This window comes from Thioclava sp. ISO4, assembly GCF_058105145.1.
Genome location: NZ_CM176571.1, coordinates 369,727 through 395,590, shown reverse-complemented (window position 1 = coordinate 395,590; position 25,864 = coordinate 369,727). Strand labels below are relative to the sequence as shown.

Sequence of the window (25,864 nt, the reverse complement as noted above, 5' to 3'; positions counted from 1 at the left end):
TGGAGCCCCGGCCATGCGCCGGGGTTTTCGCGTTCGAGCCAAAAGCGCGACGCCCCCTGTTAATGCAGGGGCGAATCCCCTATATGAGGCGCCTCATTTCAAGGAAACATGCGATGACCCAGTCTCAGGCTCCGATCACGCAAGACGTGCACACGATCCCGCGCAAGCTGCCCGAAGGCGGCAAGGTGAACCTCATCGGCCTCACCCGTGACCAGCTGCGCGCGGCGCTGATCGAGGCGGGCACGCCCGAGAAGCAGGCGAAGATGCGCGTCGGCCAGATCTGGCAGTGGCTCTACTACTGGGGCGTGCGCGATTTCGCGGCGATGACCAACCTCGCCAAGGATTACCGGGCGATGCTGGACGAGAAATTTGAGATTTCCCTGCCCGAGATCGTCTCGAAGCAGGTGTCCGAGGACGGCACGCGGAAATACCTCCTGAAGATCGCGGGCGGCCACGAGGTCGAGGCGGTCTATATCCCCGAGGAAAGCCGCGGCACGCTGTGTATCTCGAGCCAGGTGGGCTGCACGCTGACCTGTTCGTTCTGCCACACCGGCACGCAGAAACTCGTGCGCAACCTGACGCCCGGCGAGATCGTCGGACAGGTCATGCTCGCACGCGACGATCTTGGCGAATGGCCCGAGAAGAACAGCCCGAAGAACGAGACCCGTCTGGTGTCGAATGTCGTTCTGATGGGCATGGGCGAGCCGCTTTATAATTTCGAGAATGTCCGCGACGCGATGCAGGTCGTGATGGATGGTGAAGGCATCAGCCTCAGCCGCCGCCGGATCACGCTGTCGACCTCGGGCGTCGTGCCGGAGATCGCGAAGACCGCCGAGGAGATCGGCTGTCTTCTGGCGGTGTCCTTCCACGCCACGACCGACGAGGTGCGCGACAAGCTGGTGCCGATCAACAAGCGCTGGAATATCGAGACGCTGCTGAACGCGCTGCGGGAATATCCGCGCCTGTCGAACTCCGAGCGGATCACGTTCGAATACGTCATGCTCAAGGGCGTGAACGACAGCGACGAGGACGCGCGCCGTCTGGTGAAGCTGATCCGCGGCATCCCCGCGAAGATCAACCTGATCCCGTTCAACGAATGGCCCGGCGCGCCCTATGAGCGCAGCGATTGGGAGCGGATCGAGAGCTTCGCTGACATCATCTACAAGGCGGGTTATGCCTCGCCGATCCGCACGCCGCGCGGCGAGGACATCATGGCCGCCTGCGGTCAGTTGAAATCGGCGACCGAGCGGGCGCGCAAATCGCGGGCGCAAATTCAGGCGGAAGCGGGGCTTTAAGGGAACCCGCTTCGCCGCTTCTGCATTGACTCTGCGTGTGGGAAGTAACCGGAGACGTCATGACGCGAGAGGCCATCGCCTCGCTGCCAAAGCCCTGTAATGCCGAGGGAAAGCCGCGCCGCACTGGCGTGGAGATCGAGTTTGCCGGGCTGACCGAGGCGCGCATCGCGCAGATCGCCGCGCAGGCCCTTGGGGGCGAGGCGCGGCGTAGCGACGGTCAGGACTGGGAGGTCACCGGCACGAAGATCGGCGATCTGCAGGTCTATCTGGATATCTCGCTGCGCAAGCAAGCCGATAGCTCGCTCAAGGAACTGGGTCTGCGCATCGGGCGCGAGGTCATTCCGGTCGAGATCGTGACCGAGCCGCTGGACCGCGAAGGCCTCTTGCAACTCTCTGATTTCATTGATTTGCTGCGCAGCGAAGGTGCGCAGGGAACGGGGCGGTCTCTGCTCTATGGGTTCGGCCTTCACCTCAATCCCGAGATCGCATCGCGCAAGGCCGAGGATATCGTTCGCCCGCTTCTGGCCTTCGCGCTGATCGAGGAGTGGATGCGCGAGACATGGCCGATCGAGACCACGCGCGAGGTGCTCCCTTTCACCGCGCCCTATCCGAAAAAGCTGATCGAGGATCTGGCGCGGCTCGGCCCGGATGCTGCGCTCGACGAGGTGATCGTCACCTATCGCAGGCACACGCTGTCGCGGAACCACGGGCTCGATATGCTGCCGATCTTCTGCGAGCTGCGGCCCGATCTGATCGCGCCGGAGGAAGGGAAGGGTGGCACCGTTTCGCCGCGTCCTGCCTTCCATTTCCGTCTGCCCGATTGCCGCATCGACGATGAGACCTGGTCGCTCGACAGCGAATGGCGGCGCTGGTGGTTCGTGGAGACGCTCGCGGCGGATCCCGAGCTTCTTGGCCTGATGTGCCGCGAATGGTTGACGGCGAAGACCGAATTCCATCTGCTGGGCGGGAAATGGGTCGAGAGCTGCGAGAAAATTCTGAGGCTTGCCGGGCATAGATGAAGCCCCTGATCGGCATATCGACGTCGCGTCGCACCGGGTGGCGGGTCTACCCCTTCATCGCCTTCGGCGTCTGGCTGGCGGGCGGTCGCTCGGTCCGCTGGGTCGCGGGTAAACGCGCCGAGGTGCAGCATGTCGACGGCGTGATCGTTGGCGGCGGCGATGACATTTCACCCGAACTCTACGGCGGCGATCTGATCGCGAGCGCGGTGCTCGACCCTGCGCGCGACGAGCTGGAGAAATGCCTCGTCGAGGAGGCGATGGCGCAGAACAAACCGGTGCTGGGAATTTGCCGCGGCGCGCAGATGATCAATGTCGCGCTCGGGGGCGATCTGCATCAGGACGCCTACGATCATTACAACGCGCATAAACATACGACGCTTCTGCCGAAAAAGGACGTTCGCGTCGAACCCGGCTCGCGGCTCGGTGCGCTGGCGGGGCTGGAGCCGATGCGGGTCAACGCGCTGCACAGTCAGGCCGTGGATCGCTTGGGCGATGGGCTACGGGTCGCGGCGCGCGACGGCTCGGGGATGGTTCAGGCGGTCGAGCGGGTCGAGGAGCCTTTCGCCCTCGGCGTTCAGTGGCACCCGGAATACCTGACCTATGCCCACCGGCAGCGTGCGCTGTTCCGGGCACTGGTGGCGGCAGCGCGTGCGAGCCATGAGCACCGCGCGCAATTGCCCGAGGTCAGCGCCGAGGCGAAGGCCTGAGCGCCGCGCCTCAGCAGTTCTCGTAATTCCAATTGTCGATGATCGCGACCGCGTCCTTGGCGCTCTCGACGAAGCTGACCAGATCGAGATCCTCGGGCGAGATCGTCCCGGCCTCGGCCAGCCGATCCCAGTTGATGATCTCTTCCCAGAACTGCCGCCCGAACAGGATGAAGGGGATTCTCGACATCCGGCCCGTCTGGATCAGGGTCAGCGCTTCGAACATCTCGTCGAGCGTGCCGAAGCCGCCGGGGAAGACGCACACGGCGCGGGCGCGCATCAGGAAATGCATCTTCCGGATCGCGAAGTAGTGGAAGTTGAAGGTCAGATCGGGCGTGACGTATTCGTTCGGGGCCTGCTCGTGCGGCAGCACGACATTGAGGCCGATCGACTGACCGCCCGCCTCATGCGCACCGCGATTGCCCGCCTCCATCACGCCGGGGCCGCCGCCGGTGCAGATCACGTTCTCCCGGCCGTATTCCTGCATTGAGCGTTCGGTCATCTCGCGCGCGAAGAGGCGGGCCTCTTCGTAGTAACCCGACAGTTCCGCGAGATATTCGGTTTTCGCGTTGGCCTTGTTCTCGGGCGCGGGGATGCGCGCGCCGCCGAACATGACGATGGTCGACTCGATGCCGCGCTCGTCCATGATCAGCTGCGGTTTGAGCAATTCGAGCTGCAACCGAACCGGGCGCAGCTCGTCGCGCATCATGAAATCCACGTCCGTATAGGCCAGCCGATAGGCGGGCGCGCGGGTCTGTGGCGTGTCGGGAATGTTCTGTGCAGCCTTCGCGTCATCCCGCGAGTGGCGGAACGAATGCGTCGTGTCGTCCTTCATGGGGCACCTGCTCATTGCGCGTTTCGCTTTGACCAACTATAGCGTGAACGCTGTAAAGGCCACCTGAAAGAGGATTTGCCCATGTCGAACGCCGCGCTCGAAACTGCAATCGAAGCCGCTTGGGAAGCCCGCGACACCATCACGCCCTCGACCGGCGGTGAAACCCGCGAGGCCATCGAAGATACGCTCAACGCGCTGGATCGCGGCGAACTGCGTGTTGCGGAGAAACGCGAGAACGGCGACTGGCATGTGAACCAATGGGCCAAGAAGGCGGTTCTGCTGGGCTTCCGCCTGAAGGACATGGAGCAGCAGGATGGCGGCCCGCAGGGCGGCCACTGGTGGGACAAGGTCGACAGCAAGTTCAAAGGCTGGGGCGACAAAGAGTGGAAAGCCGGCGGCTTCCGCGCCGTGCCGAACTGCATCGTGCGCAAATCGGCCTATATCGCGCCGGGCGTGGTGCTGATGCCCTCCTTCGTGAACCTCGGCGCCTATGTCGACGAGGGCACGATGGTCGACACCTGGGCCACCGTCGGCAGCTGCGCGCAGATCGGCAAGGGCGTGCACCTCTCGGGCGGCGTCGGTATCGGCGGCGTGCTGGAGCCGATGCAGGCCGGCCCGACCATCATCGAAGACAACTGCTTCATCGGCGCGCGTTCGGAAGTCGTCGAGGGCTGCATCGTCCGCGAAGGCTCGGTGCTGGGCATGGGCGTCTATATCGGCAAGTCGACCAAGATCGTCGATCGCGAGACCGGCGACGTGATGTATGGCGAAGTGCCGCCCTATTCGGTCGTCGTGTCGGGCTCGATGCCGTCCAAGAACGGCATCAACCTGTATTGCGCCGTGATCGTGAAGCGCGTCGATGCGCAAACCCGGTCGAAGACCGGCATCAACGAGCTGCTGCGTGACTGAGAAGCCGGAAAAGCCGAAGAAGAAACCCTCGCGCCAGCAGGTCTTTACCCTGCTGGTCGAGGTTGGTCGTTCGCCCAATGACGGTCTGCCGAAAGGCGCGTCCGGGGCGGGGCTGCTGTGCTACGCCTCGGGCGTGGACGAGGCAGAGGCCGTGCGCGAGACCGTGGCGATCCTCAAGCAGGCCGAGATGGCGCCGCTTGACGTCACGGGTTACGGCACGCTCGCGGAACGCGAGAAACAGGGCCATGAGATCGACGATGCGGAGCGTGAATTGATGCAACGCGCGCTCGACGAGAACTCCGTGATCATCGCCCAGATGGAGCCGTTTTTCGGCAACGACAAGAAGCCGCTGCAGTAAGCCATAGAGTGTCTTTTGACGCCCGTTGAAACCTCACGAACCGTTGATACAGTGGTTCAAAGGGCAAAACAGCGAGCAGGCACCATGGCAATTCCCGGCAAGATTATCCCACTGACATTTCTGGCATTTTCTGCGCTTTCGGCCTGTGCGGGGCCTCCCGAATCCTCGCCCCGCCCGCTGGCGCGGGGCAGTGCGCCCGTGGCGGACCCGATCCCGCCGACGGACGCCTTGACCGAGGCCCGCTTCGAGTCCTTCCTCGCGGGGTTCAAATCCCGTGCGCTGGCCAACGGCATCACCGAATACACCTGGAACCGCGCGATGGCCGATGTGCGCTACAATCCCAAGGTGATCGAGCGCGACCGCTACCAATCGGAATTCACCAAGTCGATCTGGGATTACCTCGACAGCGCGGTCTCGGATGAGCGGGTCGCCACCGGCAAGCAGATGCTGCGCCAGTACGGCCCGCAGCTGAATGCGATCGAACGCAAATACGGCGTCGACAAAGAGGTCGTCGTCGCGATCTGGGGCATGGAGAGCCGCTACGGTGCCTATCGCGGCAGGACGGCGATCATTCCCGCACTCGCGACGCTGGCCTATGACGGGCGGCGCGGCGAGTTCTTCGCCAAGCAGCTGATCGCGGCGCTCAAGATCATCCAGTCGGGCGACGTGGACGAGCGGCACATGACCGGCTCCTGGGCCGGGGCGATGGGCCACACGCAATTCATCCCGACTTCCTATCTCGCCTATGCGGTCGATTTCACCGGCGATGGCAGGCGCGACATCTGGTCGGAGAATCCGACCGACGCGCTGGCCTCCACGGCGGCTTATCTGGCGCGCTCGGGCTGGTCGAAGGGGCAGCCCTGGGGCGTTGAGGTCATTCTGCCCTCTGGCTTCAACTACGGCCTCACCGGCAAGGGCACGAAGAAGAGCCCCGCCGACTGGGCGGCGCTTGGCGTGCGCTCGGCCACCGGCGGCACGGTGCCGAATTACGGCTCGGCGTCGATACTCGTGCCTGCGGGCGCGAAGGGGCCGGCCTTCATGATTTTCGGCAATTTCCGCGCCATCTCGCGCTACAACTCCGCCGACAGCTACGTGATCGGCGTGGGGCATCTGTCGGATCGTCTGAAAGGGAAGGGGCCTTTCGTGCAGGACTGGCCGCGCACGGGCAAGCCGCTCAATTCCAAGCAGAAGGTCGAACTGCAGGAACGCCTGACCGCGGCGGGCTTCGATACCGAGGGGACCGATGGCAAGATCGGCGCGAATACGTCGAAGGCGATCGTGGCCTTCCAGAAGTCGCGCGGTCTGCCGCCCGATGGTTACGCGACGCTGGAGCTGCTGCAGGTTCTGCGTGGCACTTAAGGCCGCGGGCTGACGCCTATCACCGGCGCATGCAGGTGATAGAGCGCGGCCCAGACCAGCAGCGCCATTCCCAGCCGGATCAGTGAGGGTCGCGCGCGCGGCTTCCAACGACCGGAAAGAAACGCCGCGCCGGGAATGAGCGCTGTATGGGCGCTCAGCCGCTGCCAATCGGCCTCGCCCATCTGCTGCCGCTTGCGCGCTTCGAGCGCGCGCATCCCCAGCGTCGTGAAGAGGGCGAAGGCACCGAAGAGGATCACGTGCGCCAGATCGCCATTGGCGATCAGATGCGCGCTGGCCCAGATCAGGATCGCCCAGAGGAGCGGTTGCCGCGTAAGCCCGACAATGCCGGGGCGGTCAGGGTCGAACCCGGTCGCGCGGCCTTCGAAGGCGAAAGGATTGGGGGCACCCAGCCCGAAACTGCCCATCAGGATCGCGAGAGGCATCGCCAGATTGACCAGCCAGCGCGCCCAGATCTCTTGCGGCCAGAGCGCCACGTAGGGCGCGCGCCCGGCGGCGAAGATCATCCAGAACAGAAGCACGGTGGAGAGAAGCGCGAAGCCGATCGTCCAGCCGCGTGGCCCGAGAAGCGCCACGAAGCGCGCCTTCAACCGGGGCATCGAGGGGATCGCATGCGAGGCAAGGAACAGAAATCCCGCAAGCAGGAATTCCGTCCAGCCACTCACCGCCGCGCCTCTTGCTTCGATATCTGCACCGCGAGAATGCCGCCCGCGATCACCAGCACGCCAAGCGCGTCGTGCCAGTCGACATGCTCGCCCAGCACCGCCCAGGCGATGGCGACGCCGAAGACCGGCGTCAGGAAGTGGAAGGTCGCCGCACGCACCGCGCCGATGCGGCCCACCAGCCGGAACCAGACCCAGGTCGCCATCAGCCCCGGCACGATCACCGTATAGGTGAAAGCGAAGGCTAGTGTCGGCGTCACCTCGACGGAGAGATGCTCGGTGAAGGCGGAGACCACGGCGAGGCTCACGGAGCCTACCAGCATCTGCAGGCCGACGATCATCAGCACGCCGCCCCCGCCGCCGCTCGCGCCGCGCACGGTGAGCGTCGCCACCGCCAGTGCCAGTGCGCCCGCGACGCAGAGGCCCAGCCCGAACGGGTCGATCCCGCCCTGCAGTCGTGCACCCATGATGATGCCGACGCCCGCGAAGCCTGCCACCAGCCCGGCGATGCCGAGGGGCGGAATCCGGTCGCGAAAGACGATCCAGCCGAGCGCGCCGACGATCAGCGGCATGGTCGAGGCGATGATCGCCGCGACCGAGGCTTCAACCGTGGTCATCGCGACCCAGTTAAACCCTAGGTAGAGCGCGTTTTGGCAAATTCCGAAAATGATCGTGGCGCGCCATTGCGCCCGGCTCAGCCGCCAGCTTTGGCCGAAGGCCAGTGCCAGCACGATGCCGATCCCCCCGGACAGCGCGAAGCGCAGGGCAAGGGCTGCAAGGGGCGGTGCATCTGCCACGATGATATGCGTGGATGTGAAAGCCGAAGACCACATAAGGGCAAAGGCGAGCCCCATTCCGATCGCGCGCAGATCCATCTTTCCTCCGGGCCTGAAAAAGGGCGCCCCGATTGCTCGCGGGCGCCCTAAAAACTTGGCTGTCCCTCTCTTGAGAGAGTGGTGCGATCAGGAGTTGACGCTGTCCTTGAGCGCTTTCGCCACGGTCACTTTGACCTGCTTGTCAGCCGGCTTCTGCATCTGCTCGCCGGTGGCCGGGTTGCGGACCATGCGCTCGGGGCGCTCGCGGCAGTAGACTTTGCCAATGCCCGGCAGGGTAACGGCGCCGCCGTTCGACACTTCTTTGGTGACGACGTCGGTGATCGCGTCGAGTGCGGCCGAAGCCGTCTTCTTGTCGGCGTCCATCGCCTCGGCGAGGGCTGCCACCAGCTGGGTCTTGGTCATCGGTTTCGACATATTCGTTCCTCTCTCCGCCCCGGTAATCCAGGGTCAATTTCGTCCGCGTTGCACGGTTGGTGGGCCATGTTCCACACGTTTTTATTGAGCATGGCAAGCCCTTTTCCCAGATTACACGGGTTTTTCCCACGTCACAGAAAAGCTGTTTCCTCGAAGCTACGCAATTTCCGGCTATGAATACGATCCAGAGGCATCTCGCGAAGTTTCTCCATTGCGAGGATGCCGATGAGCAAATGGCTCGCAACCTGGGTGCGGTAGAATTCGGTCGCCATGCCCGGCAGCTTCAGCTCGCCATGCAGCGGTTTGTCGGACACGCATAGAAGCGTGCCGTAGGGCACCCGGAAGCGGAAGCCATTCGCCGCGATCGTGGCGCTTTCCATATCGAGCGCAACCGCGCGCGACTGGCTCAGGCGGTGGACCGGGCCGGATTGGTCTCTCAACTCCCAGTTGCGGTTGTCGATGGTCGCGACAGTGCCGGTCCGCATGATCCGCTTCAGCTCGTAGCCTTCCAGCTTCGTCACTTCGGCCACCGCTTCCTGCAGCGCGATCTGGATCTCGGCCAGCGCCGGGATCGGCACCCAGACGGGCAGATCGTCGTCGAGCACATGGTCTTCGCGCAGATAGGCATGCGCGAGGACGAAGTCGCCAAGCTGCTGCGAATTGCGCAGACCCGCGCAGTGCCCGACCATCAGCCAGGCATGCGGGCGCAGCACGGCGATATGGTCCGTCGCGGTCTTTGCGTTGGACGGGCCGACGCCGATATTGACCAGCGTGATCCCGCCGCCATCGGCGCGCTTGAGGTGATAGGCGGGCATCTGCGGCAGTTTCGCGAGGCCCGGGATCTCATCCTGCGGGTCGGTGATCTCCTGATTGCCGGGAGCCACGAAGCTCGTGTAGCCCGAGTTCTTGTCGCCCAGCAGGCGCCGCGCGACGGCCTCGAACTCGTCGACATAGAACTGGTAGTTCGTGAACAGCACATGGTTCTGGAAATGCTCGGCCTTGGTCGCGGTGTAATGCGACAGGCGCGCCAGCGAGTAATCCACCCGCTGCGCGGTGAAGGGCGCGAGGTGGCCCGAGCCATCCGGGTTCGGCCCGGCCATGCCGTTGACGATATCGTCGTTCATCCCCGCAAGGTCCGGCACGTCGAACACGTCGCGCAGGCTGAAATCGAGAACGCCTTCCTGCGGCACCGTCACTTCCGGATGCGCGGCCACGGCGAAATGGACCGGGATCGGGGTATCCGAGGGGCCGATCGTGACCGGAATGTTGTGGTTCTTGATCAGGAGGCCCAGCTGCTGCGTCAGGTAATTGCGGAACAGATCGGGCCGCGTGATCGTCGCCGTGTAGGTGCCCGGCAGCGCCACATGACCGAAGCTCAAGCGGCTATCGGCCTTGATATGCGACGAGACGGAGATGCGCACCTCCGGGTAGAAGGCGCGAAAGCGGTTCCGCGCGGTTTTGCTCTCCAGCGTCTCGTTGAATTTCTCGAGCAGGAAGGCGGTCGCCTCGTCATAGAGCGCCTCGAGCCGGGCGACGGCCTCGGCGGCATCGGTGAAGGTCTCCGCAGCTGCGGTTTCCGGCGTGATGAGTTCAAGAGTTTCGTTCATTCAAAAAGATCCGTCAGTTCAAAACGCGTCACGTCGACTAGGCCCAGATCCGAAATGCGGATCTCGGGAATGACGACGAGCGCGAGCAGCGAATGCTGCATGTAAGCGTTATTCAAAGTGCAGCCGCAGGCGCCCATCGCCTCGACCATCTTGGCGGCGCGCGCGGCCACCGTTTGTGCCGGGTCATCCGACATCAGCCCTGCGATCGGCAGCGGCACGGCGGCGATCTCTTCCCCGTCCTTCCAGACGGAGACCCCGCCGCCCATCTCGCCAAGCGCGTTGGCGCAGGCGGCCATCATCTCGCGGTCGGTGCCGACGACGATCATGTGGTGGCTGTCATGGGCCACGGTCGAGCCCATCGCCATGCGGCCTTTGTAGCCGAAGCCCGAGACGAAGCCGTTGGTGACGCCGCCGGTGCCTTGATGGCGCTCCACCAGCGCAATCTGCGCGATGTCCTTGCCGGTGTCGGGCTGGGCGAGCCCGTCGGTCACGTCCAGCTCCGCCGTCAGCGCCTTGGTCGGCGCCTGGTTCTCGACGACGCCGATCACGCGGGCGGTGACCGTGTTGGCCCCCTCAGGGGCCTCGATCTCGAAATCCGCCGCCGTCAGGGTCTTGCCCAGATGCACGGTGTTGCGGGCGCTGTCGGGCCAGTCGTAATGCGGGCAGTCCGCCAGCAGCTCGCCATCCTTCGCGACCGTGCGCCCACGCGCGATGACCTGCTCGACCGGCAGGGTCGCGAGGTCCGAGGTCAGGATCACATCGGCTCGGCGGCCCGGCGTGATCGAGCCCAGCTCGCGCTCCAGCCCGAAATGGGTCGCGGTGTTGAGCGTGCACATCTGCAGCGCGACCAGAGGATCGGCCCCGCACGCCACCGCATGGCGGAAGACGCGGTTCATATGCCCGTCATTCACCAGCGTGCCGGAATGGCAGTCGTCGGTGCACAGGATGAAGTTGCGCGGATCGAGACCCTTCTCGGTGACGGCAGTAATCTGCGTCTCCACGTCATACCAAGCCGAGCCGAGCCGCATCATCGAGCGCATCCCGTTGCGCACCCGCGCGATCGCATCGGCCTCGCAGGTGCCCTCGTGATCGTCGGCGGGCCCGCCCGCGACATAGGCGCGGAACGGCGCGCCCAGATCGGGGGAGGCGTAATGCCCGCCCACGGTCTTATGCGCGTTCTGCGTCGCCGCGATCTCGGCCAGCATCTTCGGATCGGCATTGATCACGCCGGGGAAGTTCATCATCTCGCCCAGACCGATGATGCCGGGCCATGTCATCGCCTCGGCCACGTCCTCGGGGGTGATCTCGAAACCGGTGGTCTCCAGCCCCGGCGCGGAGGGCGCGCAGGAGGGCATCTGGGTGAAGATGTTGACCGGCTGCATCAGCGCCTCGTCATGCATCATCCGCACGCCGTCGAGCCCGAGCACATTCGCGATCTCATGCGGATCGGTGAACATGCTCGTCGTGCCATGCGGGATCACGGCGGCGGCGAATTCGGCGGGCGTGAGCATGCCGCTCTCGATATGCATATGCGCGTCGCACAGGCCCGGCACCATGTAGCGCCCCTCGGCCTCGATCACTTCGGTGTCGGGTCCGATACTGTCCGACAGATCGGGGGCCACGGCGGCAAATCGCCCCTCGGCCACGGAAATATCGTAGCCCTCGAGAACCTCACGCGTGTGGACATTGACCCATTTGCCACCCCGGATCACGAGGTCGGCGGGTTCGCGCCCGGCAGCCACGGCAATCAATCGCGGTGCGGCTTCGGGCCAGGATTTAATCTTGTTCTTCTGTTCCATGTCCAAGCCTGTCATTGCGTGCGGGAAGGTTCAAGAGACGTTGTTATGCCTTCACACAGCCTCTACCTATGACGGATGACAGAAACGCAAAGGGGGCCGTGATGCCGACGCTTCTTTCCATCGGACATGGCTATTCGGCCCGTGCGCTTGCGCCGCTTCTTCTGGCGCGTGGCTGGCGGGTGATCGGCACCACGCGCAGCGCCGAGAAGGCGGAAATGCTGCGCAGCGAAGGTGTGGAGCCGCTGGCCTGGGAAGGCGGGCCTCTGCCGCTCGATCAGGCGACGCATCTGCTGAGTTCCGTGGCGCCGGGGCCGGAAGGAGACCCGGTTCTCGCTGCGCAGCATTCCGAAATTGCTGCAGCGCAGCATCTGGAGTGGATCGGCTATCTTTCGACGGTCGGTGTCTATGGCGATCACGCAGGCGGCTGGGTCGATGAGGCGACACCGCTGACCCCCTCGACCAAGCGCGGACAGGCGCGGGTGGAGGCCGAGGCGGCTTGGGGCGCGCTGGCCGCAGCCCATGACCTGCCGCTGCATATCTTCCGGCTCGCAGGGATCTACGGCCCCGGGCGCGGACCCTTCGAGAAGGTGCGGCAGGGCACAGCCCGGCGGATCGTCAAGGAGGGGCAGGTCTTCTCGCGCATCCATGTCGAGGATATCGCGCAGGTGCTTCTGGCCTCGATCGAGCACCCCGATCCCGGCGCGGTCTATAATGTCTGCGACGACGATCCCGCACCGCCGCAGGATGTGATCGCCTATGCCGCGGAGCTGCTCGGTCTGCCGCTACCGCCCGAGGTTCCGTTCGAGGAGGCCGATCTGAGCCCGATGGCGCGCAGCTTCTATGCCGAGAGCAAGCGGGTGCGCAACGACAAGATCAAACGCGACCTTGGCGTCACGCTCCGCTATCCGGATTACCGCGCAGGGCTGCGCGCGCTGCTCGATCAGGCGGGCTGAAGCTCGACCCGCTTCTCGCGCACCGGCAGATGCACGATGGCCGAGAAGGCGCCCACGCCCACGCCGACCCACCAGACGAGCGTGTAATCGCCGTAGATGTCGTAGAGCTTGCCCCCCAGCCAGACACCGAGGAAGGCGCCCACCTGGTGCGAGAAGAAGACGATCCCGTAGAGCGTGCCCATGTAGCGCAGCCCGTAGATATGCGCGACCAGCCCCGAGGTCAGCGGCACCGTCGCCAGCCACAACGCCCCCATCGCGAGCGAGAAGATCAGTACCGTCGCGGGCGTCATCGGCGTCAGGATGAAGGCCCCGGCCACGAAGGTCCGCAGCAGGTACACGCCCGCCAGAAGGTATTTCTTCGAATAGCGCTTGCCCGCCCAACCCGCGAAGATCGTACCCGCGATATTCGCGAGGCCGATCACGGAAATCGCGGCAGCGCCGAGCGCCGAGGTCGTCTCGATCCCGATTCCGGCAAGCAGCGAGCCGGGCGGCACCGCGCCGCACATCTCGGTCACCATCGCGGGGAAATGCGCGGTGATGAAGCCCAGCTGATAGCCGCAGGAGAAGAAGCCGAGAAAGATCAGCGTGTAGGACGGATCGCGGAAGGCGCGCATCAGGACGCTGCCCATGCTTTCGGCCATTTCCTCACGGCTGGCGCGCTCGGGCGCGCGGATCAGCGGCAGGAAGGTCAGCGAGGCGAGGATCACGGCGGCGAAGATCACGAAGACCGTCTGCCACGGGAAATGGCCCAGCAGCAGCTCCGCCATCGGGGCGCCGAAGACCTGACCGGCCGAGCCCGCCGCCGTCGCGATGCCAAGCGCGAGCGAGCGGTTCTCGTCCGAGGTCGCGCGGCCCACCACGGCGAGGATCACGCCGAAGCCCGTGCCCGCGATGCCGAAGCCCACGAGGATTTCCAGAAGCTGATGCTGCCCCGGCTCCACCGCGAAGGCCGAAAGCACGAGACCGAGCGCATAGACCAGCGCACCCAGGACGATCGCCAACCGGTCGCCCCAGCGCTCGGCGATCGCGCCGAAGATCGGCTGCCCGATCCCCCAGGCTAGGTTCTGCACCGCGATGGCGAGCGAGAATTCGGCGCGTGGCCAGTTGAACTCGCTGGCGATCGGAATCTGGAAAACGCCGAAGCTCGCCCGGATGGCGAAGCTCAGCATCAGGATCACGGCACCGCCGATCAGAACCGGCGTGAACAGTTTGGCTTGTGTCATTTTACATCTCCCGGCGGATCTCCCTTCCGCGCGGGCCGCATATCGACATGTATGCTGCAGCGCGTCAATCGCGGGCTTGTCCGGGTCACAATCGCGCGGAGATGATGGGGCGCTGCCCTTGAACCTCCCCGGCAGCCGTGGCCCAATGTCGCGACTTTCGACGGGAGGCAGGATGTATACGGTTATCGGAACGGTCGGCTCGCGGACGCTGCGCGTGCTGTGGATGCTGGAAGAACTGGGCGCGGAGTATCAGCATGTGCGGGCCGCGCCGCGCTCGGACGATGTCGTCGCTTTCAACCCGGCGGGCAAGGTGCCGGTGCTGGTCATCGATGGCACGCCGATCACCGATTCCACGGCGATTCTCACCTATCTCGCGGATGCACATGGGAAATTCACCCATGAGGCGGGCACGCTGGAACGCGCGCGGCAGGACAGTCTGACGCAATTCCTGCTCGATGAATTCGACGCGAATCTTTGGACTGCCGCACGCCACAGCTTCATCCTGCCGGAGGAGTTGCGGCTGTCGGGGATAAAGAATTCCCTGCGCTGGGAGTTCGAGCGGTCGCAGCGCACGCTGATCCATCGGATGGGCGAGGGCGAGTACGTGATGGGCGATGAAATGACCGTGCCCGACATCATCCTTGCGCATTGCCTCGACTGGGCGCTGATGGCGAAATTCCCGATCGTCGAGCATCGGCTGAGCGAATATCACGACCGGATGCGGGCGCGGCCTGCTTACAAACGCGCGGTGGCGATGCGCGACGGGTGAGGGGGCTCTGCCCCCCGTCGCCGGAGGGCGACAAGCAATACGGAAAGAGGGGGCTCTGCCCCCCGTCGCCGAAGGGCGACAAGCAATGCGGAAAGAGGGGGCTCCGCCCCCGGTCCTACGGACCTCCCCCGGGATATTTCTATCAAGAAGAAGAGAGCTGTCGCGCGGCGGCGCGTCCGGCATGGCGGCCGGAGGCGAGGCAGGCGGTCAGCAGATAGCCGCCCGTCGGTGCTTCCCAGTCGAGCATCTCGCCCGCGGCGAAGACGCCGGGCAGGGCGGTCAGTTCCAGATCGTCGGTGAGGCCGTCCCACGCGATGCCGCCCGCGCTGGAGATCGCCTCGGCGATCGGGCGCGGCGGGCCGAGCGGAACGGGCAGGGATTTGAGTGTGGCAGCGAGTTGCGCCGGGTCTTTGGGCAGCGGACGGCCCCATTCCAGCGCGAGCGCGAGTTTCACCGGGTCCAGCTTCGCGCCTTTGCGCAGCCGGTTCGTCAGGCTCTGTTTCGGCGGGATTTTCGCAAGCCGCGCGGCGAGGTCTTCGGCGCTCTGGTCTGGGACAAGATCGAGGCTCAGCGGCGCGCCCTCGCGCAACTCGGCGGAGAGTTCATAGATGCCGCCGCCTTCGAGCCCGCGCTCCGAGATCACGAATTCCCCGCGCGTGCGCCGCGTCGGCGTGATCAGCGCCGCACCTTTCACGGGCTGGCCAAGCTGGCTTGCCATATGCGCCGACCAGTCGATCTCGAAGCCCATGTTGGCGGGGGTGAAGGGGGCAATCTCCACGCCTTTCGCGCTCAGCCACGGCACCCATGCCGCATCCGAGCCGAGCCGCGGCCAGCTCGCGCCGCCAAGCGCGAGGATCGTGGCGTCGGGCCTCAGGCTCTGACGTCCCTCGGGCGTGTCGAAACCCAGCGCGTCGCCGTCGAAGCCCTGCCAGCGCCAGCGGGTGCGGATCGTGACGCCGAGAGATTCGAGCCGCGCGATCCAGGCGCGCAGCATCGGTGAGGCTTTCATCACTGTCGGGAAGACCCGGCCGGTGGAGCCGGAGAACAGCTCGACCCCAAGATCGCGGGCGAAACTCTGCGCCGCCTCGGGGCCGAATTCGCGGGTGATCGCGGCGATCTGCGGGTGGGAATAGTGGGACAGGAAGGCGTCGAGCGGCTCGTCTCTGGTCAGGTTCAGCCCGGATTTTCCCGCCATCAGGAATTTGCGCGCGAGCGTCGGTTTGGCCTCTGCCAAGGTCACGGAGACGCCGGCCCGCGCCAGTTCCTCGGCTGCCATCAGGCCCGCCGGGCCGCCACCGATGACGAGCGCGGATTTCGCCGCCGCGCTCACCGCCGGGCCAGCATCGCGAGCCGCATCAGCGCGCGCTCCATCACCGCCATTTGCGGCGCGCGGCTGGCGGAGCGCAACGTCAGATCGGTCTCGACCAGTTCCTTCAGCGCGGTCTCCAGCTTGTACATGCCCCAGCTTTGGGCCTGCCGCTGCATCCGGTCGCGGCGCGGGCCGAAGATCGGCGGGCGCATCCGGGCGATGCCTGCACCGGGGCCTTGCGGGTCGGAGGCCGCGGCATGCAGCGCGCGGAAATGGCGCATCGCGGCGATGGCGAGTTGTACGGGCTGCACCCCTTGGCTTTCCAACCGCCGCATCACCGGGCCAAGCTCGGGCGCGCGGCCCTCGGCCACGATCGAGAGCACATCATCGACGCCCGCCTCGACCGAAGATGGCGCGCAGGCGGCCACATCGGCGGGGGCAAGCGGCGTGGTGTCGCCGAATTTGTAGAGCGCGATCTTCTCCACCGTTTGGCGGAAGTCGCCCGGATCGAGCGCGCGCGACAGCGCCACGAGATCGGTCATCGCGTCGTTCGAGATGTCGCGCAGACCGGCGCGACGCAGGATGTCCTCGATCTCCTCGCGGCTCGGCGGGTCGTCGTAAATCCCGACGGAATAGGCGTTGTTGTGGCCCTCGAAGGCTTTGCGCAGCTTCGATTTCGCGGCGAGCGAGCCTGCGGTGATCACGATCTGCGCATCGCCTTCGTGCCATTCGTCGAGCGCGGTCTTCACCGCGTCCGAGACCGCATCGGTCGCGTCCTCGACGAAGGCCACGCGCGGGCCGGGGAAGAAGCCGACCTCCTTGATCGCATCGAGCAGCAGCGAGGGTTGCTTGCGCAGATCGCCGCCCGCGATCCGGCTCAGGCGCATCTCTTCTTCGCCCTTAGGGCCGATCAACGCGGCGATGACTTCCTGACGGCGCAGGGCGACGCGCATCGCATCGCCCCCGAAGATCAGCAGGCCGGTGCGCTCGGGCTCGGGTTTGGCGAAATAGCGGGTCGCTGCTACGCCGGTCAGCTTCATTCCGGCAGACCCGGCGCTTGTGACAGAAGTCGCGTCACGATCTGATCGGCGAGGATCACCATCAACCGGCGATGCGCGTCTTCCTGCGCGGCCTGCGAGGCGACAACGGTGCCGGTCGCGGACCACGAGGTGAAGGAGGTGACGCGCCCGGTCAGCAGTACGGCATTATCCGCCGCATCGCGCAGCGTGTAATCCACCGTGCCGTTGAGCTGGTAGCGCGTCGTCGCGTTGTCGGGCGAGATGCCCTGACCGAGCGACTCGGTGTCGATCTTGTAGTCGAGCCGGTAGCGGGTGACCTGCGACGGCCCCAGCCGGGCGTTCAGCTGCTGGACGAGGGCGAAGGCGTCACGCGTCGTGGGCGCAGCCGGTTCGACCCCTTCGAGCAGTTTCGCCGCCCCACCCTGAGGCCCGTAGGCCGGGGTGAAACCGCAGCCCGCGAGAAGGCCAGCGGCTCCCGCGAGCCCCAGAAATCCGCGTCTGTCAGATGACCACATTGACGATCCGCCCCGGCACAACGATCAGCTTCTTGGGCTGGCCACCGGCCAGCGCCTTCACGACAGCTTCGTCGGCCAGAACCAGCTTTTCAACCTCTTCCTTCGGCATGTCCTTGGGCACCGAGATCTCGGCGCGGCGCTTGCCGTTGATCTGGATCGGCAGCGTCACCGAATCCTCGACCAGCAGCGCCGGGTCCGCCTCGGGCCAGCGGGCTGCGATCACGAAGCCCTCGCCGCCCAGCATCGACCAGACCTCTTCGGAGAGGTGCGGCACCATCGGCGCCAGCAACTGCGCCATCAGCTTCATCGCCTCGCGCTTGGTCTCGGTCCCGGCCTTCGATTTCGACATCGTGTTGGTCAGGCCGTAAAGCGTGGCGACCGCCTTGTTGAAGGTGAAGCCCTCGATCGACTTTGTGACCTCGTCGATAGCCTTGTGGGTGGCCTTCAGGAGCGCCGTATCCTCGGCCTCGTTCGCGGGCGCATCCGAATTGGCGATGTCGTCGGCGATGCGGTGCACGCGGGCGAGGAATTTCGACGTGGCTTCGGCACCGGCGGCGGTCCATTCGACGTCGCGCTCGGGCGGGCTGTCGGACATCACGAAGAACCGCGCGGTATCGGCCCCGAACTCGGCGATGATATTCATCGGATCGACGACGTTCTTCTTCGATTTCGACATCTTGGCCGAGGGGATGGTCTCGACCGCTTCGCCGGTGGCCTTCAGCTTGCCGTCCTCGACCTCTTCGGGGAGGTGGTAGACGGGGCGATTCTTGGCATCGCGCGTGAGGTAGATCTCGTGCGTCACCATGCCTTGCGTGAACAGCGCATCGAACGGCTCGATCGCTTTCGCGGGCAGGTGGCCGGTCTTGTGCATCGCTCGGGCATAGAAGCGCGAATAGAGCAGGTGCAGAATCGCGTGCTCGATGCCGCCGATATATTGATCGACGTTCATCCAGTATTCGGCCTCGGCCGGATCGGTCGGCGTGGCGGCACCGGGCGAGGTGAAGCGCGCGTAATACCAGCTCGAATCGACGAAGGTGTCCATCGTGTCGGTCTCGCGCTGACCCGGCCCGCCGCAATTCGGGCAGGTGCAGTCGCGCCAGCTGGGATGACGATCGAGCGGGTTGCCGGGAATCGAGAAGTCGATCTTCTGGCCGTCCTCGTCGTAAGGCAGTTCGACGGGCAGGTTTTCCTTCTTCTCCGGCACCACACCGCAGGTCTCGCAATGCACGACCGGGATCGGGCAGCCCCAGTAGCGCTGGCGGCTCAGGCCCCAGTCGCGCAGGCGGAACTTGGTCACGCCCTGACCGATGCCGTTTTCCTCGCAGAAGGCAATGGCGGTCGCGACGCCCTCTTCGCCGGTCTGCACTTCGTCACCCGCGAAGCCACGGATATAGCGGACTTTTTCGGATTTCAGCGGAACGTATTCGGCCTCGGGGTAGTCGCCCTCGACGGGCTCGAAGACGGGCGTGATCGGCAGCTCGTATTTCGTCGCGAATTCGAAATCGCGCGCGTCATGCGCCGGGCAGCCGAAGATCGCGCCGGTGCCGTAATCCATAAGGATGAAGTTCGCGATATAGACCGGAAGCTCCCAGCTCGTGTCGAGCGGGTGGCGGACCTTGATGCCGGTATCCAGACCCAGCTTCTCGGCGGTCTCGATGGCCTCTTCCGTCGTGCCGCCTGCGCGGCATTTCGCGACGAATTCCGCGACCTTGGGATCGTGCCGCTCCAGATGCTTGGCCAGCGGATGATCGGGCGAGATCGCGGCGAAGCTCGCGCCGCGCAGCGTGTCGGGGCGGGTCGTGTAGACTTCCAGCCGGTCGAAGCCTTCCGGCGCATCGACGGTCGAGAAGGCGAATTGCAGACCGCGCGACTTGCCGATCCAGTTGGCCTGCATCAGGCGCACCTTCTCGGGCCAGTCTTTCAGGTTGTCGAGCGCGTCGAGCAATTCCTCGGCATAGTCGGAGATCTTGAAGAACCACTGCGTCAGCTCGCGGCGTTCGACTTCCGCGCCCGAGCGCCAGCCCTTGCCGTCGATCACCTGCTCATTGGCGAGCACGGTCATGTCGACCGGGTCCCAGTTCACCACCGCGTTCTTGCGATAGACTAGACCGGCCTCGAGCATGTCGATGAACATCGCCTGCTGCTGACCGTAATAGTCCGGGTCGCAGGTCGCGAATTCGCGCGACCAGTCAATCGAGAGGCCGAGAGGCTTCATCTGGTCCTTCATCACGGCGATATTGCCGTAGGTCCAGTCCTTCGGATGGCCGTTATTGTCCATCGCGGCGTTCTCGGCGGGCATCCCGAAGGCGTCCCAGCCCATCGGATGCAGCACGGAAAAGCCTTTCGCCATCTTATAGCGCGCGACGACGTCGCCCATCGTGTAGTTGCGCACATGGCCCATATGGATGCGGCCCGACGGGTAGGGGAACATCTCGAGGACGTAATATTTCGGCTTGGCCGGATCACGGCGCGCGGCGAAGAGATCCGCCTTGTTCCAAGCCTCTTGCCATTTCGTCTCGCTCTGGCTCGGTTCGTAGCGTGCCATGTCGGGCCCCTCATCACGTCGAATTCTGCGCGAGCTTGCTACACTGGCCTTGGGGGCGAGGTCCAGCCGCCGCGCTCATTTGGACAGAAATATCCCCGCCGGAGGCTGGCTCGGGCGGGGATCTGAATGCGTCCTGCGATCGCCTTGCGGGAATCAGAGTTGCGAGTCGCGGACCCGCAGCTGACGTGCACGGGTGAGAATCGCGTTCTCCACGGCGCGCTGCGTATCGGCGGAAACCGCCCCGCCCCGGGTGCGGATCGACACTTTGAGCGAGCGCGCATCAAGCGCCGGGTCGGTGACGTAGACCGTGGCCTTATAGGCGCGACCGCCACCCGGCGGGGTGCCGTAGCCGGTCACGATGACGCCAGAGAAGGGGTCAACCTCTTGAATCGGCAGGAAATCGAGCACTTCGAGCGAAGCCTGCCAGAGATACTTGTTCACCTCGACGGTGATGTTCGGATCGCCATTGCCGCCGAACAGGTCCCAAACGGTCGATTTCTTCTGAACGCGGCGCGTCGGGCCGTCGATCACGGCCTCGTTCGAACCGGGCGTGTGGTCGAGCTGATTGGCTTCGCGCTGAGAAGCGGTGGCCGCGCCGCCACCCGAGAAGATGTTGCCGCTCGAGATACCCTTGCCGCAGCCAGCGAGCACGAGGCACAGGCCCAGAATAACCGTGCGTTTCAAAAGGGTTCTGGAAGTCATGCGAAGCTGTCCCCGTCGGCCTGCGTCATTGATTGCCTTTTCTCTAGCTCATGGCCCCCAGCCCGACAAGGTTTTTCCCCTTTGCCCCCGGATTTCGACCGACCGGCGCTTCGGGGAAATGCAACCCGATGCCGCTATACGTGCGTGTAAGGGGCGTTGTCGGGCGGTGTCAGAGGCCAACCGCAATGGCAGGCTGACGTTACTGTGACATGTCTGCACCATCAAACACCCTATTCGAGCGGGGCGGGCGCTTTGAGTTGCAATGAAAGGGGTGGGGAGAGAAAACACCGTCATACCCAACTTCGGATTCCCCAGGTTGGGGGTTACCTGTAAGACAATGAGGGAAAACGATGAAAAAGGTTCTCTTCGCGACGACCGCTCTGGTGTTCTCGGCTGGCATCGCCGCCGCCGAAGTCACCGTTGGCGGCGACGGCCGCATGGGTGTCGTCTACAATGGTCAAGACGGTGCAACCGGCATCGCTGACAACGAGTGGAATTTCTCGAGCCGCATCCGCGTCTCGTTCACCATGTCGGGCACCACCGACGGTGGCGTCGAGTTCGGCGGCTCCATGCGCGCTGACCAAGCGACCAATGCCACCGCTGGCACCGCTGCTTCGGTCTACATCTCCGGCGCATTCGGCAAGATCTCGATGGGCGACGTTGTCGGCGCTTCGGAAGCTCTGTTCGGCGACTTCTACGAAGTTGGCTACACCGACCTGTCGTCGAGCGACACTACGGCGACCGGCACTGGCCTCGCTCTGTCGAACGATATCGAATACCTGACCTTCGATAACGGTGGCGCCCAGGCAAATGGTGGCAACACCGGCCCGAACCTGCTGTATACCGGCACCTTCGGTGCGTTCTCGGTTGCTGCGTCGGTTTCCGATGGTCGCGTTGACGCCACGAATGCTAGCGGCGACCAGCAGTATGCAGTTGCTGGTGCATATACCTTCGGCAACTACACCGTTGGTCTCGGCTACGAAGCGGTCGACAGCTCGGTTGCGAACAGCGACATGGACATGGTCACCCTCGCTGGTGTGGCTCAGTTCGGCAACACCTCGGTCAAAGCCGGTATCGCTCACCGCGGTCAAGACGTTGACGCGAACTGGTACGGCCTCGGCTTCTCGTCGGTCTTCGGCGCGACCACCGTTGGCGGCTACGTTCAGAAGGTCGACGACAAGTCGGCTACCAACAATGACGTGACCTGGTACGGTCTCGGCGCTGAGTACGACCTCGGCGGCGGCGCGACCATCAAGGGCGGCGTTGCTGACAACGACCTCTCGGGTTCGGACATGGTTGCCGACCTCGGCATCAAGTTCTCGTTCTAATCCTTCGGGACAGAACGATGGGAAGAGCGGGCCTTGCGCCCGCTCTTTTCTTTTTTGGCCCGGCGGTGTTTCTTGGGCGCGCTGACGAGGGAGGGCCAGATGGGACTGAGCGAGATTCAGGCGCGGATCGCGAAAGCGGAATCAGAGGCAGGGCGCGAGCCGGGATCGGTGAAACTGATCGCCGTGTCGAAGGTTCAGCCCGCCGAGCGGGTCGAGGCGGTTCTGCGCGAAGGCCATCGGCTGTTCGGCGAAAATTACGTGCAGGAAGCGCAGGGCAAATGGCCCGCCTGGCGCGAGGAATTTCCCGGCTGTGAGGTCCATATGATCGGACCGCTGCAATCCAACAAGGCGAAGCTTGCCGTGGAGCTGTTCGAAGCGATTCACACGCTTGACCGGCCCTCGCTGGGCAAGAAGCTGGCCAACCTGGCACAGGCGCGCGGGGCTTCGCCCGATCTTTTCATTCAGGTCAATACCGGGTGCGAGCCGCAAAAGGCGGGCGTGCTGCCCGACGATCTAGACGCGTTCGTCGCGGATATGCGCGGCAAGGACCTGCCGGTCGTCGGTCTGATGTGCATCCCGCCCGAATTCGAGGACCCCGCGCCGCATTTCGCGATGCTGGGCGAGATGGCCGGGCGCAACGGGCTCGACGGCCTGTCGATGGGGATGAGTTCGGATTTCGAGAAGGCCATTGCCGCCGGCGCGACCCATGTGCGTGTGGGCTCGGCGATCTTCGGCGCGCGCGACTATTCCTAAGCTTTGTCGCGGGCGTTGAGCGCCGGGGGCTTTCCGCCCCCGGACCCCCGGAGGATATTTCCGCCAAGCCGAAGGGGAATCTCCAGCGGCTCACCCGGTGCGATGCGCTGCGCGATCCAGATCAGGTGATCGCGGCGGAAGGCGAGGCAGCCCGCGGTCGGGTAGCCCGCCCGACGACGCTGATGCAGGAAGATGGCCGAGCCTTTGCCTGCCTTTGCAGTCGGGTAGTTCCAGTCGGTCACCAGCACGATGTCATAGAGGGGATCGGCGCGCCGCATCGCCTCGTGCGAGGCGGGGTAGGGGGCGCGGACCAAGTGGTTATAGGCCGAATCTCCGGACGCGTCGCACCACAGATCGCGTGGGCCGATCGGTTCGGCCCAGTCCTGAGGCGCGACGATCCGATCCGCGCGGTAGAACATGCGCAGGATATGCAGCCGCCCCGAGGGGGTCGCGCCATCTCCCTCCTGCTTGCGGCCGCTGATGCCGCCGCGGCCGATCTCGACCGGGAAGCGGCGGCCGCGGAACACCAGCCCGGAGGGCGTGAGGCGCATCACAGGATATGCCCCGATTTCGCGGCCTTGGTGGCGAGATAGTTCTCGTTATGGCGGCTCATGCCGACCTTCAGCGGCACGCGCTCGGTCACGTCGATGCCGTTGGCTTCCAGCATCGCAACCTTGGCGGGGTTGTTGGTCAGCAGCCGCACCTGCGAAAACCCGAGCTTGCGCAGCAGCGCCGCGCCGATGCGGAAATCGCGCTCGTCATCCTCGAAGCCGAGCCGGTGGTTCGCCTCCACCGTGTCGAATCCCTGATCCTGCAGCGAATAGGCGCGCATCTTGTTGGCGAGCCCGATCCCGCGCCCTTCCTGATTGAGATAGAGCAGGATGCCCGCGCCCTCATGTCCCATCAGCGTCAGCGCCGCGTCCAACTGCGGGCCGCAATCGCATTTCAGCGAGCCCAGAACGTCGCCGGTGAAGCAGGCCGAATGCAGTCGCGCGAGTACGGGTTTGGAGCGATCCGGGCGACCGATCTCGATCGCGTAATGCTCCTCTGCGCCATTGTCGGGGCGGAAGATATGCAGCCGACCGGCTTCGGCGGCGCGCATCGGCACACGCGCGGCGGAGACCGGGGCGAAAGCCTGCGGAATGTCGGCGGCGGCAAGCGCCTCTTCGGCGGTGATGCAGGTCAGCCCCGTCGGCGCAGGGTCGGGCGCTGCGACCATCAGCGCTGCGGGCAGAAGCTGCGCGGATTTCGCCAGCCGGATCGCGGTGCGGGCGAGGTCCGCATCGCCGCCGCGAAGCGCCTTGAGCGGGCCTTTCATCGGCACGCGCAGATCGTCGGCCGGATCGGCGAGCGCACGCAGCCAGAGCAGATCGGCGTCAGCGGGCACCTCGATCCGGGCGATATCGGCGTCATAGACGCGCGCTTTCAGCGTCTCGGCCCGGCGTGCGGTCAGGACCAGCGTCAGCGGCCCCAGCGCGCGCAACGCCGCCAGCCGCTCGGGCGAGAGCGTCTCGACCGCCACCGTGAGGTGATCGGACAGCAAAACGGGCAGCCCCATGCGCAGATCGGCGCGGGCGCGATTCAGTCGTTCAGCCGGGCTCGGCCCGAGGGAATAATTGCCGGTCATGCCCTCTGAGATAGCCTCGACTGTAACAAATTGAAATATCTCCCGGTGATTCGACACGTCAGCGTGAGATAGGTTTCACCACCCTTGCCATCGCTGTGAAAGGGCAACAGCTATTCGTCGAACACATATGGAGGCTCAGGACATGGCATCATTGAAGAAGGTCCTTTTGGTTGACGATGACAACGATCTGCGCGAGGCGCTCGCCGAGCAGCTCGTCGCGACCGATGATTTCGAGGTCTTCGAGGCCAGCAATGGTCACGAAGCGGTAGATAAGGCGAAATCGACGCTTTACGACCTCGTCGTGCTGGATGTGGGCCTTCCCGATACCGATGGCCGCGAGCTGTGCAAGAAGCTGCGCAAGAGCGGCGTGAAATGCCCGGTCGTGATGCTGACCGGCCATGACACCGATGCCGACACGATCCTCGGCCTCGACTCCGGCGCCAACGACTACGTTACCAAGCCCTTCAAATTTCCGGTGCTTCTGGCCCGTCTGCGCGCCCAGCTGCGCACGCATGAACAGTCCGAAGACGCCGTCTTCCAGCTCGGCCCGTATACGTTCAAACCCGCGATGAAGATGCTGGTGGACGACAAGGACCGCAAAGTGCGCCTCACCGAGAAGGAAACCAACATCCTCAAGTTCCTCTACCGTGCGACCGACGGCGTGGTGCCGCGCGATGTGCTGCTGCACGAGGTCTGGGGCTACAATGCGGGCGTCACCACCCACACGCTCGAGACGCATATCTATCGCCTGCGTCAGAAGATCGAGCCCGATCCCTCGAATGCGCGCCTGCTGGTGACGGAATCGGGCGGCTATCGTCTGGTGGCCTGATCCGAAGCGTTTCGCGCGGCATGGTCTGCGTGACGCGCGTCAAGGTTGGAAATGAGGAAGGCGGCTCCTGTGCGGGGGCCGCCTTTGTCGTTTCGGTGTGCGCGGCGCGGCTCAGACCGTGGGGTAGATGTCTTCCTCGGCCTCTTCGAGCGAGATACCAAGTGCATTCAGACCGTCTTCGAGGTGATCGGCCAGCATCGGATTTCCCAGCAGGTAATCCTCGGTCGGCGCGGTCGCCTCGGCTTTGGCGGTGGCGATCGCCTCGTCGAGTTCCGACGCGTCATAGGTGTCGCGCCCGATCCACATCACCGCGGTCAGCGATGCCTTTTCATCCTCGTTCAGCGCAGCGATGAAGGCGCGCAGCTCGCGGGCCTGACCCGAGCCGGGCACGTCCGCGTCGAATTTGCGGGCGCGGATGATGACATGGGCGATTTTCGCCGGGCTGATGGTGAGCATGGCTGCCTCCGTTCTTGGGTT

Annotated in this window: 26 protein-coding genes; 11 read left to right on the top strand and 15 right to left on the bottom strand. The window is 64.9% G+C overall.

Annotated elements, in window-relative coordinates; genetic code table 11:
• Nucleotides 1–113: 113 nt before the first annotated feature.
• From rlmN to AC2TZ7_RS02020, 3 genes are read left to right on the top strand one after another with little or no spacing between them, the layout of a single operon-like run.
• Complete coding sequence (rlmN, locus tag AC2TZ7_RS02030; protein ID WP_083078043.1) at nucleotides 114–1,295, top strand: dual-specificity RNA methyltransferase RlmN; 1,182 nt, start codon at nucleotides 114–116, stop codon at nucleotides 1,293–1,295.
• 59 nt (nucleotides 1,296–1,354) lie between these two features.
• Nucleotides 1,355–2,314: an amidoligase family protein gene (locus AC2TZ7_RS02025; protein ID WP_489865713.1), complete on the top strand. Its 960-nt coding sequence runs from the start codon at nucleotides 1,355–1,357 to the stop codon at nucleotides 2,312–2,314.
• Complete coding sequence (locus tag AC2TZ7_RS02020) at nucleotides 2,311–3,021, top strand: gamma-glutamyl-gamma-aminobutyrate hydrolase family protein (RefSeq protein WP_489865712.1); 711 nt, start codon at nucleotides 2,311–2,313, stop codon at nucleotides 3,019–3,021. The genes AC2TZ7_RS02025 and AC2TZ7_RS02020 overlap by 4 nt, the downstream gene beginning before the upstream one ends.
• 10 nt (nucleotides 3,022–3,031) lie before the next feature.
• Here the strand turns inward: AC2TZ7_RS02020 and AC2TZ7_RS02015 are convergent, their stop codons facing one another.
• On the bottom strand, nucleotides 3,032–3,853 hold the full coding sequence (locus AC2TZ7_RS02015) for an LOG family protein (RefSeq protein ID WP_098412217.1): 822 nt from the start codon (nucleotides 3,851–3,853) through the stop codon (nucleotides 3,032–3,034).
• 81 nt (nucleotides 3,854–3,934) lie between these two features.
• Between AC2TZ7_RS02015 and dapD the strand changes: the two genes are divergently transcribed.
• The 3 genes from dapD to AC2TZ7_RS02000 all read left to right on the top strand — a co-directional run bounded on the left by dapD (nucleotide 3,935) and on the right by AC2TZ7_RS02000 (nucleotide 6,479).
• Complete coding sequence (dapD, locus tag AC2TZ7_RS02010; protein WP_078521584.1) at nucleotides 3,935–4,762, top strand: 2,3,4,5-tetrahydropyridine-2,6-dicarboxylate N-succinyltransferase; 828 nt, start codon at nucleotides 3,935–3,937, stop codon at nucleotides 4,760–4,762.
• Nucleotides 4,755–5,120, top strand: a complete 366-nt coding sequence (locus AC2TZ7_RS02005; RefSeq protein ID WP_078521582.1) for a DUF8846 family protein — start codon at nucleotides 4,755–4,757, stop codon at nucleotides 5,118–5,120. Before dapD ends, AC2TZ7_RS02005 begins: the two co-directional genes overlap by 8 nt.
• Nucleotides 5,121–5,318: 198 nt before the next feature.
• Nucleotides 5,319–6,479 (top strand): lytic murein transglycosylase, encoded by a 1,161-nt coding sequence (locus AC2TZ7_RS02000; protein WP_489865711.1) that lies wholly within the window; start codon nucleotides 5,319–5,321, stop codon nucleotides 6,477–6,479.
• Here the strand turns inward: AC2TZ7_RS02000 and AC2TZ7_RS01995 are convergent.
• The 5 genes from AC2TZ7_RS01995 to ade all read right to left on the bottom strand — a co-directional run bounded on the left by AC2TZ7_RS01995 (nucleotide 6,476) and on the right by ade (nucleotide 11,815).
• Nucleotides 6,476–7,162: an NnrU family protein gene (locus tag AC2TZ7_RS01995; RefSeq protein ID WP_489865710.1), complete on the bottom strand. Its 687-nt coding sequence runs from the start codon at nucleotides 7,160–7,162 to the stop codon at nucleotides 6,476–6,478. The genes AC2TZ7_RS02000 and AC2TZ7_RS01995 overlap by 4 nt on opposite strands.
• Nucleotides 7,159–8,034, bottom strand: a complete 876-nt coding sequence (locus AC2TZ7_RS01990; protein WP_098412214.1) for a DMT family transporter — start codon at nucleotides 8,032–8,034, stop codon at nucleotides 7,159–7,161. The genes AC2TZ7_RS01995 and AC2TZ7_RS01990 overlap by 4 nt, the downstream gene beginning before the upstream one ends.
• A gap of 87 nt (nucleotides 8,035–8,121) precedes the next feature.
• Nucleotides 8,122–8,409, bottom strand: a complete 288-nt coding sequence (locus tag AC2TZ7_RS01985; RefSeq protein ID WP_075776797.1) for an HU family DNA-binding protein — start codon at nucleotides 8,407–8,409, stop codon at nucleotides 8,122–8,124.
• Between the two features lie 131 nt (nucleotides 8,410–8,540).
• Complete coding sequence (locus tag AC2TZ7_RS01980) at nucleotides 8,541–10,016, bottom strand: AMP nucleosidase (RefSeq protein WP_489865709.1); 1,476 nt, start codon at nucleotides 10,014–10,016, stop codon at nucleotides 8,541–8,543.
• Entirely contained in the window at nucleotides 10,013–11,815 is a 1,803-nt protein-coding gene (ade, locus tag AC2TZ7_RS01975) for an adenine deaminase (RefSeq protein ID WP_489865708.1), read from the bottom strand. The genes AC2TZ7_RS01980 and ade overlap by 4 nt, the downstream gene beginning before the upstream one ends.
• A 101-nt stretch (nucleotides 11,816–11,916) precedes the next feature.
• On the opposite strand from ade, the gene AC2TZ7_RS01970 reads away from it, so the two are divergent.
• Entirely contained in the window at nucleotides 11,917–12,768 is an 852-nt protein-coding gene (locus tag AC2TZ7_RS01970) for an SDR family oxidoreductase (protein ID WP_489865707.1), read from the top strand.
• Here AC2TZ7_RS01970 and AC2TZ7_RS01965 read toward each other — a convergent pair.
• The gene (locus AC2TZ7_RS01965; RefSeq protein ID WP_078521571.1) at nucleotides 12,756–13,991 is read right to left on the bottom strand and encodes an MFS transporter; all 1,236 of its coding nucleotides are present in this window, start codon (nucleotides 13,989–13,991) and stop codon (nucleotides 12,756–12,758) included. The two genes, AC2TZ7_RS01970 and AC2TZ7_RS01965, sit on opposite strands and share 13 nt — an antisense overlap.
• A gap of 172 nt (nucleotides 13,992–14,163) precedes the next feature.
• Between AC2TZ7_RS01965 and AC2TZ7_RS01960 the strand changes: the two genes are divergently transcribed.
• Entirely contained in the window at nucleotides 14,164–14,760 is a 597-nt protein-coding gene (locus AC2TZ7_RS01960; RefSeq protein ID WP_078521569.1) for a glutathione S-transferase family protein, read from the top strand.
• A 142-nt stretch (nucleotides 14,761–14,902) separates the two neighbouring features.
• Here the strand turns inward: AC2TZ7_RS01960 and AC2TZ7_RS01955 are convergent, their stop codons facing one another.
• The 5 genes from AC2TZ7_RS01955 to AC2TZ7_RS01935 all read right to left on the bottom strand — a co-directional run bounded on the left by AC2TZ7_RS01955 (nucleotide 14,903) and on the right by AC2TZ7_RS01935 (nucleotide 20,850).
• Entirely contained in the window at nucleotides 14,903–16,090 is a 1,188-nt protein-coding gene (locus tag AC2TZ7_RS01955; protein WP_489865706.1) for a TIGR03862 family flavoprotein, read from the bottom strand.
• Complete coding sequence (gene holA, locus AC2TZ7_RS01950) at nucleotides 16,087–17,109, bottom strand: DNA polymerase III subunit delta (protein WP_489865705.1); 1,023 nt, start codon at nucleotides 17,107–17,109, stop codon at nucleotides 16,087–16,089. Before holA ends, AC2TZ7_RS01955 begins: the two co-directional genes overlap by 4 nt.
• Nucleotides 17,106–17,603: an LPS assembly lipoprotein LptE gene (gene lptE, locus AC2TZ7_RS01945; protein WP_098412208.1), complete on the bottom strand. Its 498-nt coding sequence runs from the start codon at nucleotides 17,601–17,603 to the stop codon at nucleotides 17,106–17,108. Before lptE ends, holA begins: the two co-directional genes overlap by 4 nt.
• A complete protein-coding gene (leuS, locus tag AC2TZ7_RS01940) occupies nucleotides 17,590–20,148 on the bottom strand; it encodes a leucine--tRNA ligase (RefSeq protein WP_489865704.1) in 2,559 nt (852 codons plus the stop codon). The genes lptE and leuS overlap by 14 nt, the downstream gene beginning before the upstream one ends.
• A 153-nt stretch (nucleotides 20,149–20,301) precedes the next feature.
• Nucleotides 20,302–20,850, bottom strand: coding sequence for a DUF3576 domain-containing protein (locus AC2TZ7_RS01935; RefSeq protein ID WP_489865703.1), 549 nt, complete (start codon nucleotides 20,848–20,850; stop codon nucleotides 20,302–20,304).
• Between the two features lie 350 nt (nucleotides 20,851–21,200).
• Between AC2TZ7_RS01935 and AC2TZ7_RS01930 the strand changes: the two genes are divergently transcribed.
• Both AC2TZ7_RS01930 and AC2TZ7_RS01925 read left to right on the top strand, forming a co-directional pair.
• Entirely contained in the window at nucleotides 21,201–22,178 is a 978-nt protein-coding gene (locus tag AC2TZ7_RS01930; protein ID WP_489865702.1) for a porin, read from the top strand.
• A 99-nt stretch (nucleotides 22,179–22,277) separates the two neighbouring features.
• A complete protein-coding gene (locus tag AC2TZ7_RS01925) occupies nucleotides 22,278–22,931 on the top strand; it encodes a YggS family pyridoxal phosphate-dependent enzyme (protein WP_489865701.1) in 654 nt (217 codons plus the stop codon).
• On the opposite strand, the gene AC2TZ7_RS01920 is transcribed toward AC2TZ7_RS01925, so the two are convergent.
• Both AC2TZ7_RS01920 and ribA read right to left on the bottom strand, forming a co-directional pair.
• On the bottom strand, nucleotides 22,928–23,482 hold the full coding sequence (locus AC2TZ7_RS01920; protein ID WP_489865700.1) for a L,D-transpeptidase family protein: 555 nt from the start codon (nucleotides 23,480–23,482) through the stop codon (nucleotides 22,928–22,930). The two genes, AC2TZ7_RS01925 and AC2TZ7_RS01920, sit on opposite strands and share 4 nt — an antisense overlap.
• Entirely contained in the window at nucleotides 23,482–24,558 is a 1,077-nt protein-coding gene (ribA, locus tag AC2TZ7_RS01915) for a GTP cyclohydrolase II (RefSeq protein WP_489865699.1), read from the bottom strand. The genes AC2TZ7_RS01920 and ribA overlap by 1 nt, the downstream gene beginning before the upstream one ends.
• 142 nt (nucleotides 24,559–24,700) lie before the next feature.
• Between ribA and AC2TZ7_RS01910 the strand changes: the two genes are divergently transcribed.
• Nucleotides 24,701–25,387 carry a response regulator transcription factor gene (locus tag AC2TZ7_RS01910; protein ID WP_078521549.1) on the top strand — a complete coding sequence of 229 codons (687 nt, stop codon included), beginning with the start codon at nucleotides 24,701–24,703 and terminating at the stop codon, nucleotides 25,385–25,387.
• Nucleotides 25,388–25,498: 111 nt separating this feature from the next.
• Here the strand turns inward: AC2TZ7_RS01910 and AC2TZ7_RS01905 are convergent, their stop codons facing one another.
• Nucleotides 25,499–25,843, bottom strand: a complete 345-nt coding sequence (locus AC2TZ7_RS01905) for a DUF3775 domain-containing protein (protein ID WP_078549499.1) — start codon at nucleotides 25,841–25,843, stop codon at nucleotides 25,499–25,501.
• Nucleotides 25,844–25,864: the final 21 nt, after the last annotated feature.

Excerpts from the sequence above, each read along its gene's own strand:
- rlmN (WP_083078043.1), top strand. The coding sequence starts at position 114 with ATGACCCAGTCTCAGGCTCCGATCACGCAAGACGTGCACACGATCCCG.
- AC2TZ7_RS02025 (WP_489865713.1), top strand. The coding sequence starts at position 1,355 with ATGACGCGAGAGGCCATCGCCTCGCTGCCAAAGCCCTGTAATGCCGAG.
- AC2TZ7_RS02020 (WP_489865712.1), top strand. The coding sequence starts at position 2,311 with ATGAAGCCCCTGATCGGCATATCGACGTCGCGTCGCACCGGGTGGCGG.
- AC2TZ7_RS02015 (WP_098412217.1), bottom strand. The coding sequence starts at position 3,853 with ATGAAGGACGACACGACGCATTCGTTCCGCCACTCGCGGGATGACGCG.
- dapD (WP_078521584.1), top strand. The coding sequence starts at position 3,935 with ATGTCGAACGCCGCGCTCGAAACTGCAATCGAAGCCGCTTGGGAAGCC.
- AC2TZ7_RS01990 (WP_098412214.1), bottom strand. The coding sequence starts at position 8,034 with ATGGATCTGCGCGCGATCGGAATGGGGCTCGCCTTTGCCCTTATGTGG.
- AC2TZ7_RS01985 (WP_075776797.1), bottom strand. The coding sequence starts at position 8,409 with ATGTCGAAACCGATGACCAAGACCCAGCTGGTGGCAGCCCTCGCCGAG.
- AC2TZ7_RS01980 (WP_489865709.1), bottom strand. The coding sequence starts at position 10,016 with ATGAACGAAACTCTTGAACTCATCACGCCGGAAACCGCAGCTGCGGAG.
- ade (WP_489865708.1), bottom strand. The coding sequence starts at position 11,815 with ATGGAACAGAAGAACAAGATTAAATCCTGGCCCGAAGCCGCACCGCGA.
- AC2TZ7_RS01970 (WP_489865707.1), top strand. The coding sequence starts at position 11,917 with ATGCCGACGCTTCTTTCCATCGGACATGGCTATTCGGCCCGTGCGCTT.
- AC2TZ7_RS01965 (WP_078521571.1), bottom strand. The coding sequence starts at position 13,991 with ATGACACAAGCCAAACTGTTCACGCCGGTTCTGATCGGCGGTGCCGTG.
- AC2TZ7_RS01960 (WP_078521569.1), top strand. The coding sequence starts at position 14,164 with ATGTATACGGTTATCGGAACGGTCGGCTCGCGGACGCTGCGCGTGCTG.
- holA (WP_489865705.1), bottom strand. The coding sequence starts at position 17,109 with ATGAAGCTGACCGGCGTAGCAGCGACCCGCTATTTCGCCAAACCCGAG.
- lptE (WP_098412208.1), bottom strand. The coding sequence starts at position 17,603 with ATGTGGTCATCTGACAGACGCGGATTTCTGGGGCTCGCGGGAGCCGCT.
- leuS (WP_489865704.1), bottom strand. The coding sequence starts at position 20,148 with ATGGCACGCTACGAACCGAGCCAGAGCGAGACGAAATGGCAAGAGGCT.
- AC2TZ7_RS01935 (WP_489865703.1), bottom strand. The coding sequence starts at position 20,850 with ATGACTTCCAGAACCCTTTTGAAACGCACGGTTATTCTGGGCCTGTGC.
- AC2TZ7_RS01930 (WP_489865702.1), top strand. The coding sequence starts at position 21,201 with ATGAAAAAGGTTCTCTTCGCGACGACCGCTCTGGTGTTCTCGGCTGGC.
- AC2TZ7_RS01925 (WP_489865701.1), top strand. The coding sequence starts at position 22,278 with ATGGGACTGAGCGAGATTCAGGCGCGGATCGCGAAAGCGGAATCAGAG.
- AC2TZ7_RS01920 (WP_489865700.1), bottom strand. The coding sequence starts at position 23,482 with ATGCGCCTCACGCCCTCCGGGCTGGTGTTCCGCGGCCGCCGCTTCCCG.
- ribA (WP_489865699.1), bottom strand. The coding sequence starts at position 24,558 with ATGACCGGCAATTATTCCCTCGGGCCGAGCCCGGCTGAACGACTGAAT.
- AC2TZ7_RS01910 (WP_078521549.1), top strand. The coding sequence starts at position 24,701 with ATGGCATCATTGAAGAAGGTCCTTTTGGTTGACGATGACAACGATCTG.
- AC2TZ7_RS01905 (WP_078549499.1), bottom strand. The coding sequence starts at position 25,843 with ATGCTCACCATCAGCCCGGCGAAAATCGCCCATGTCATCATCCGCGCC.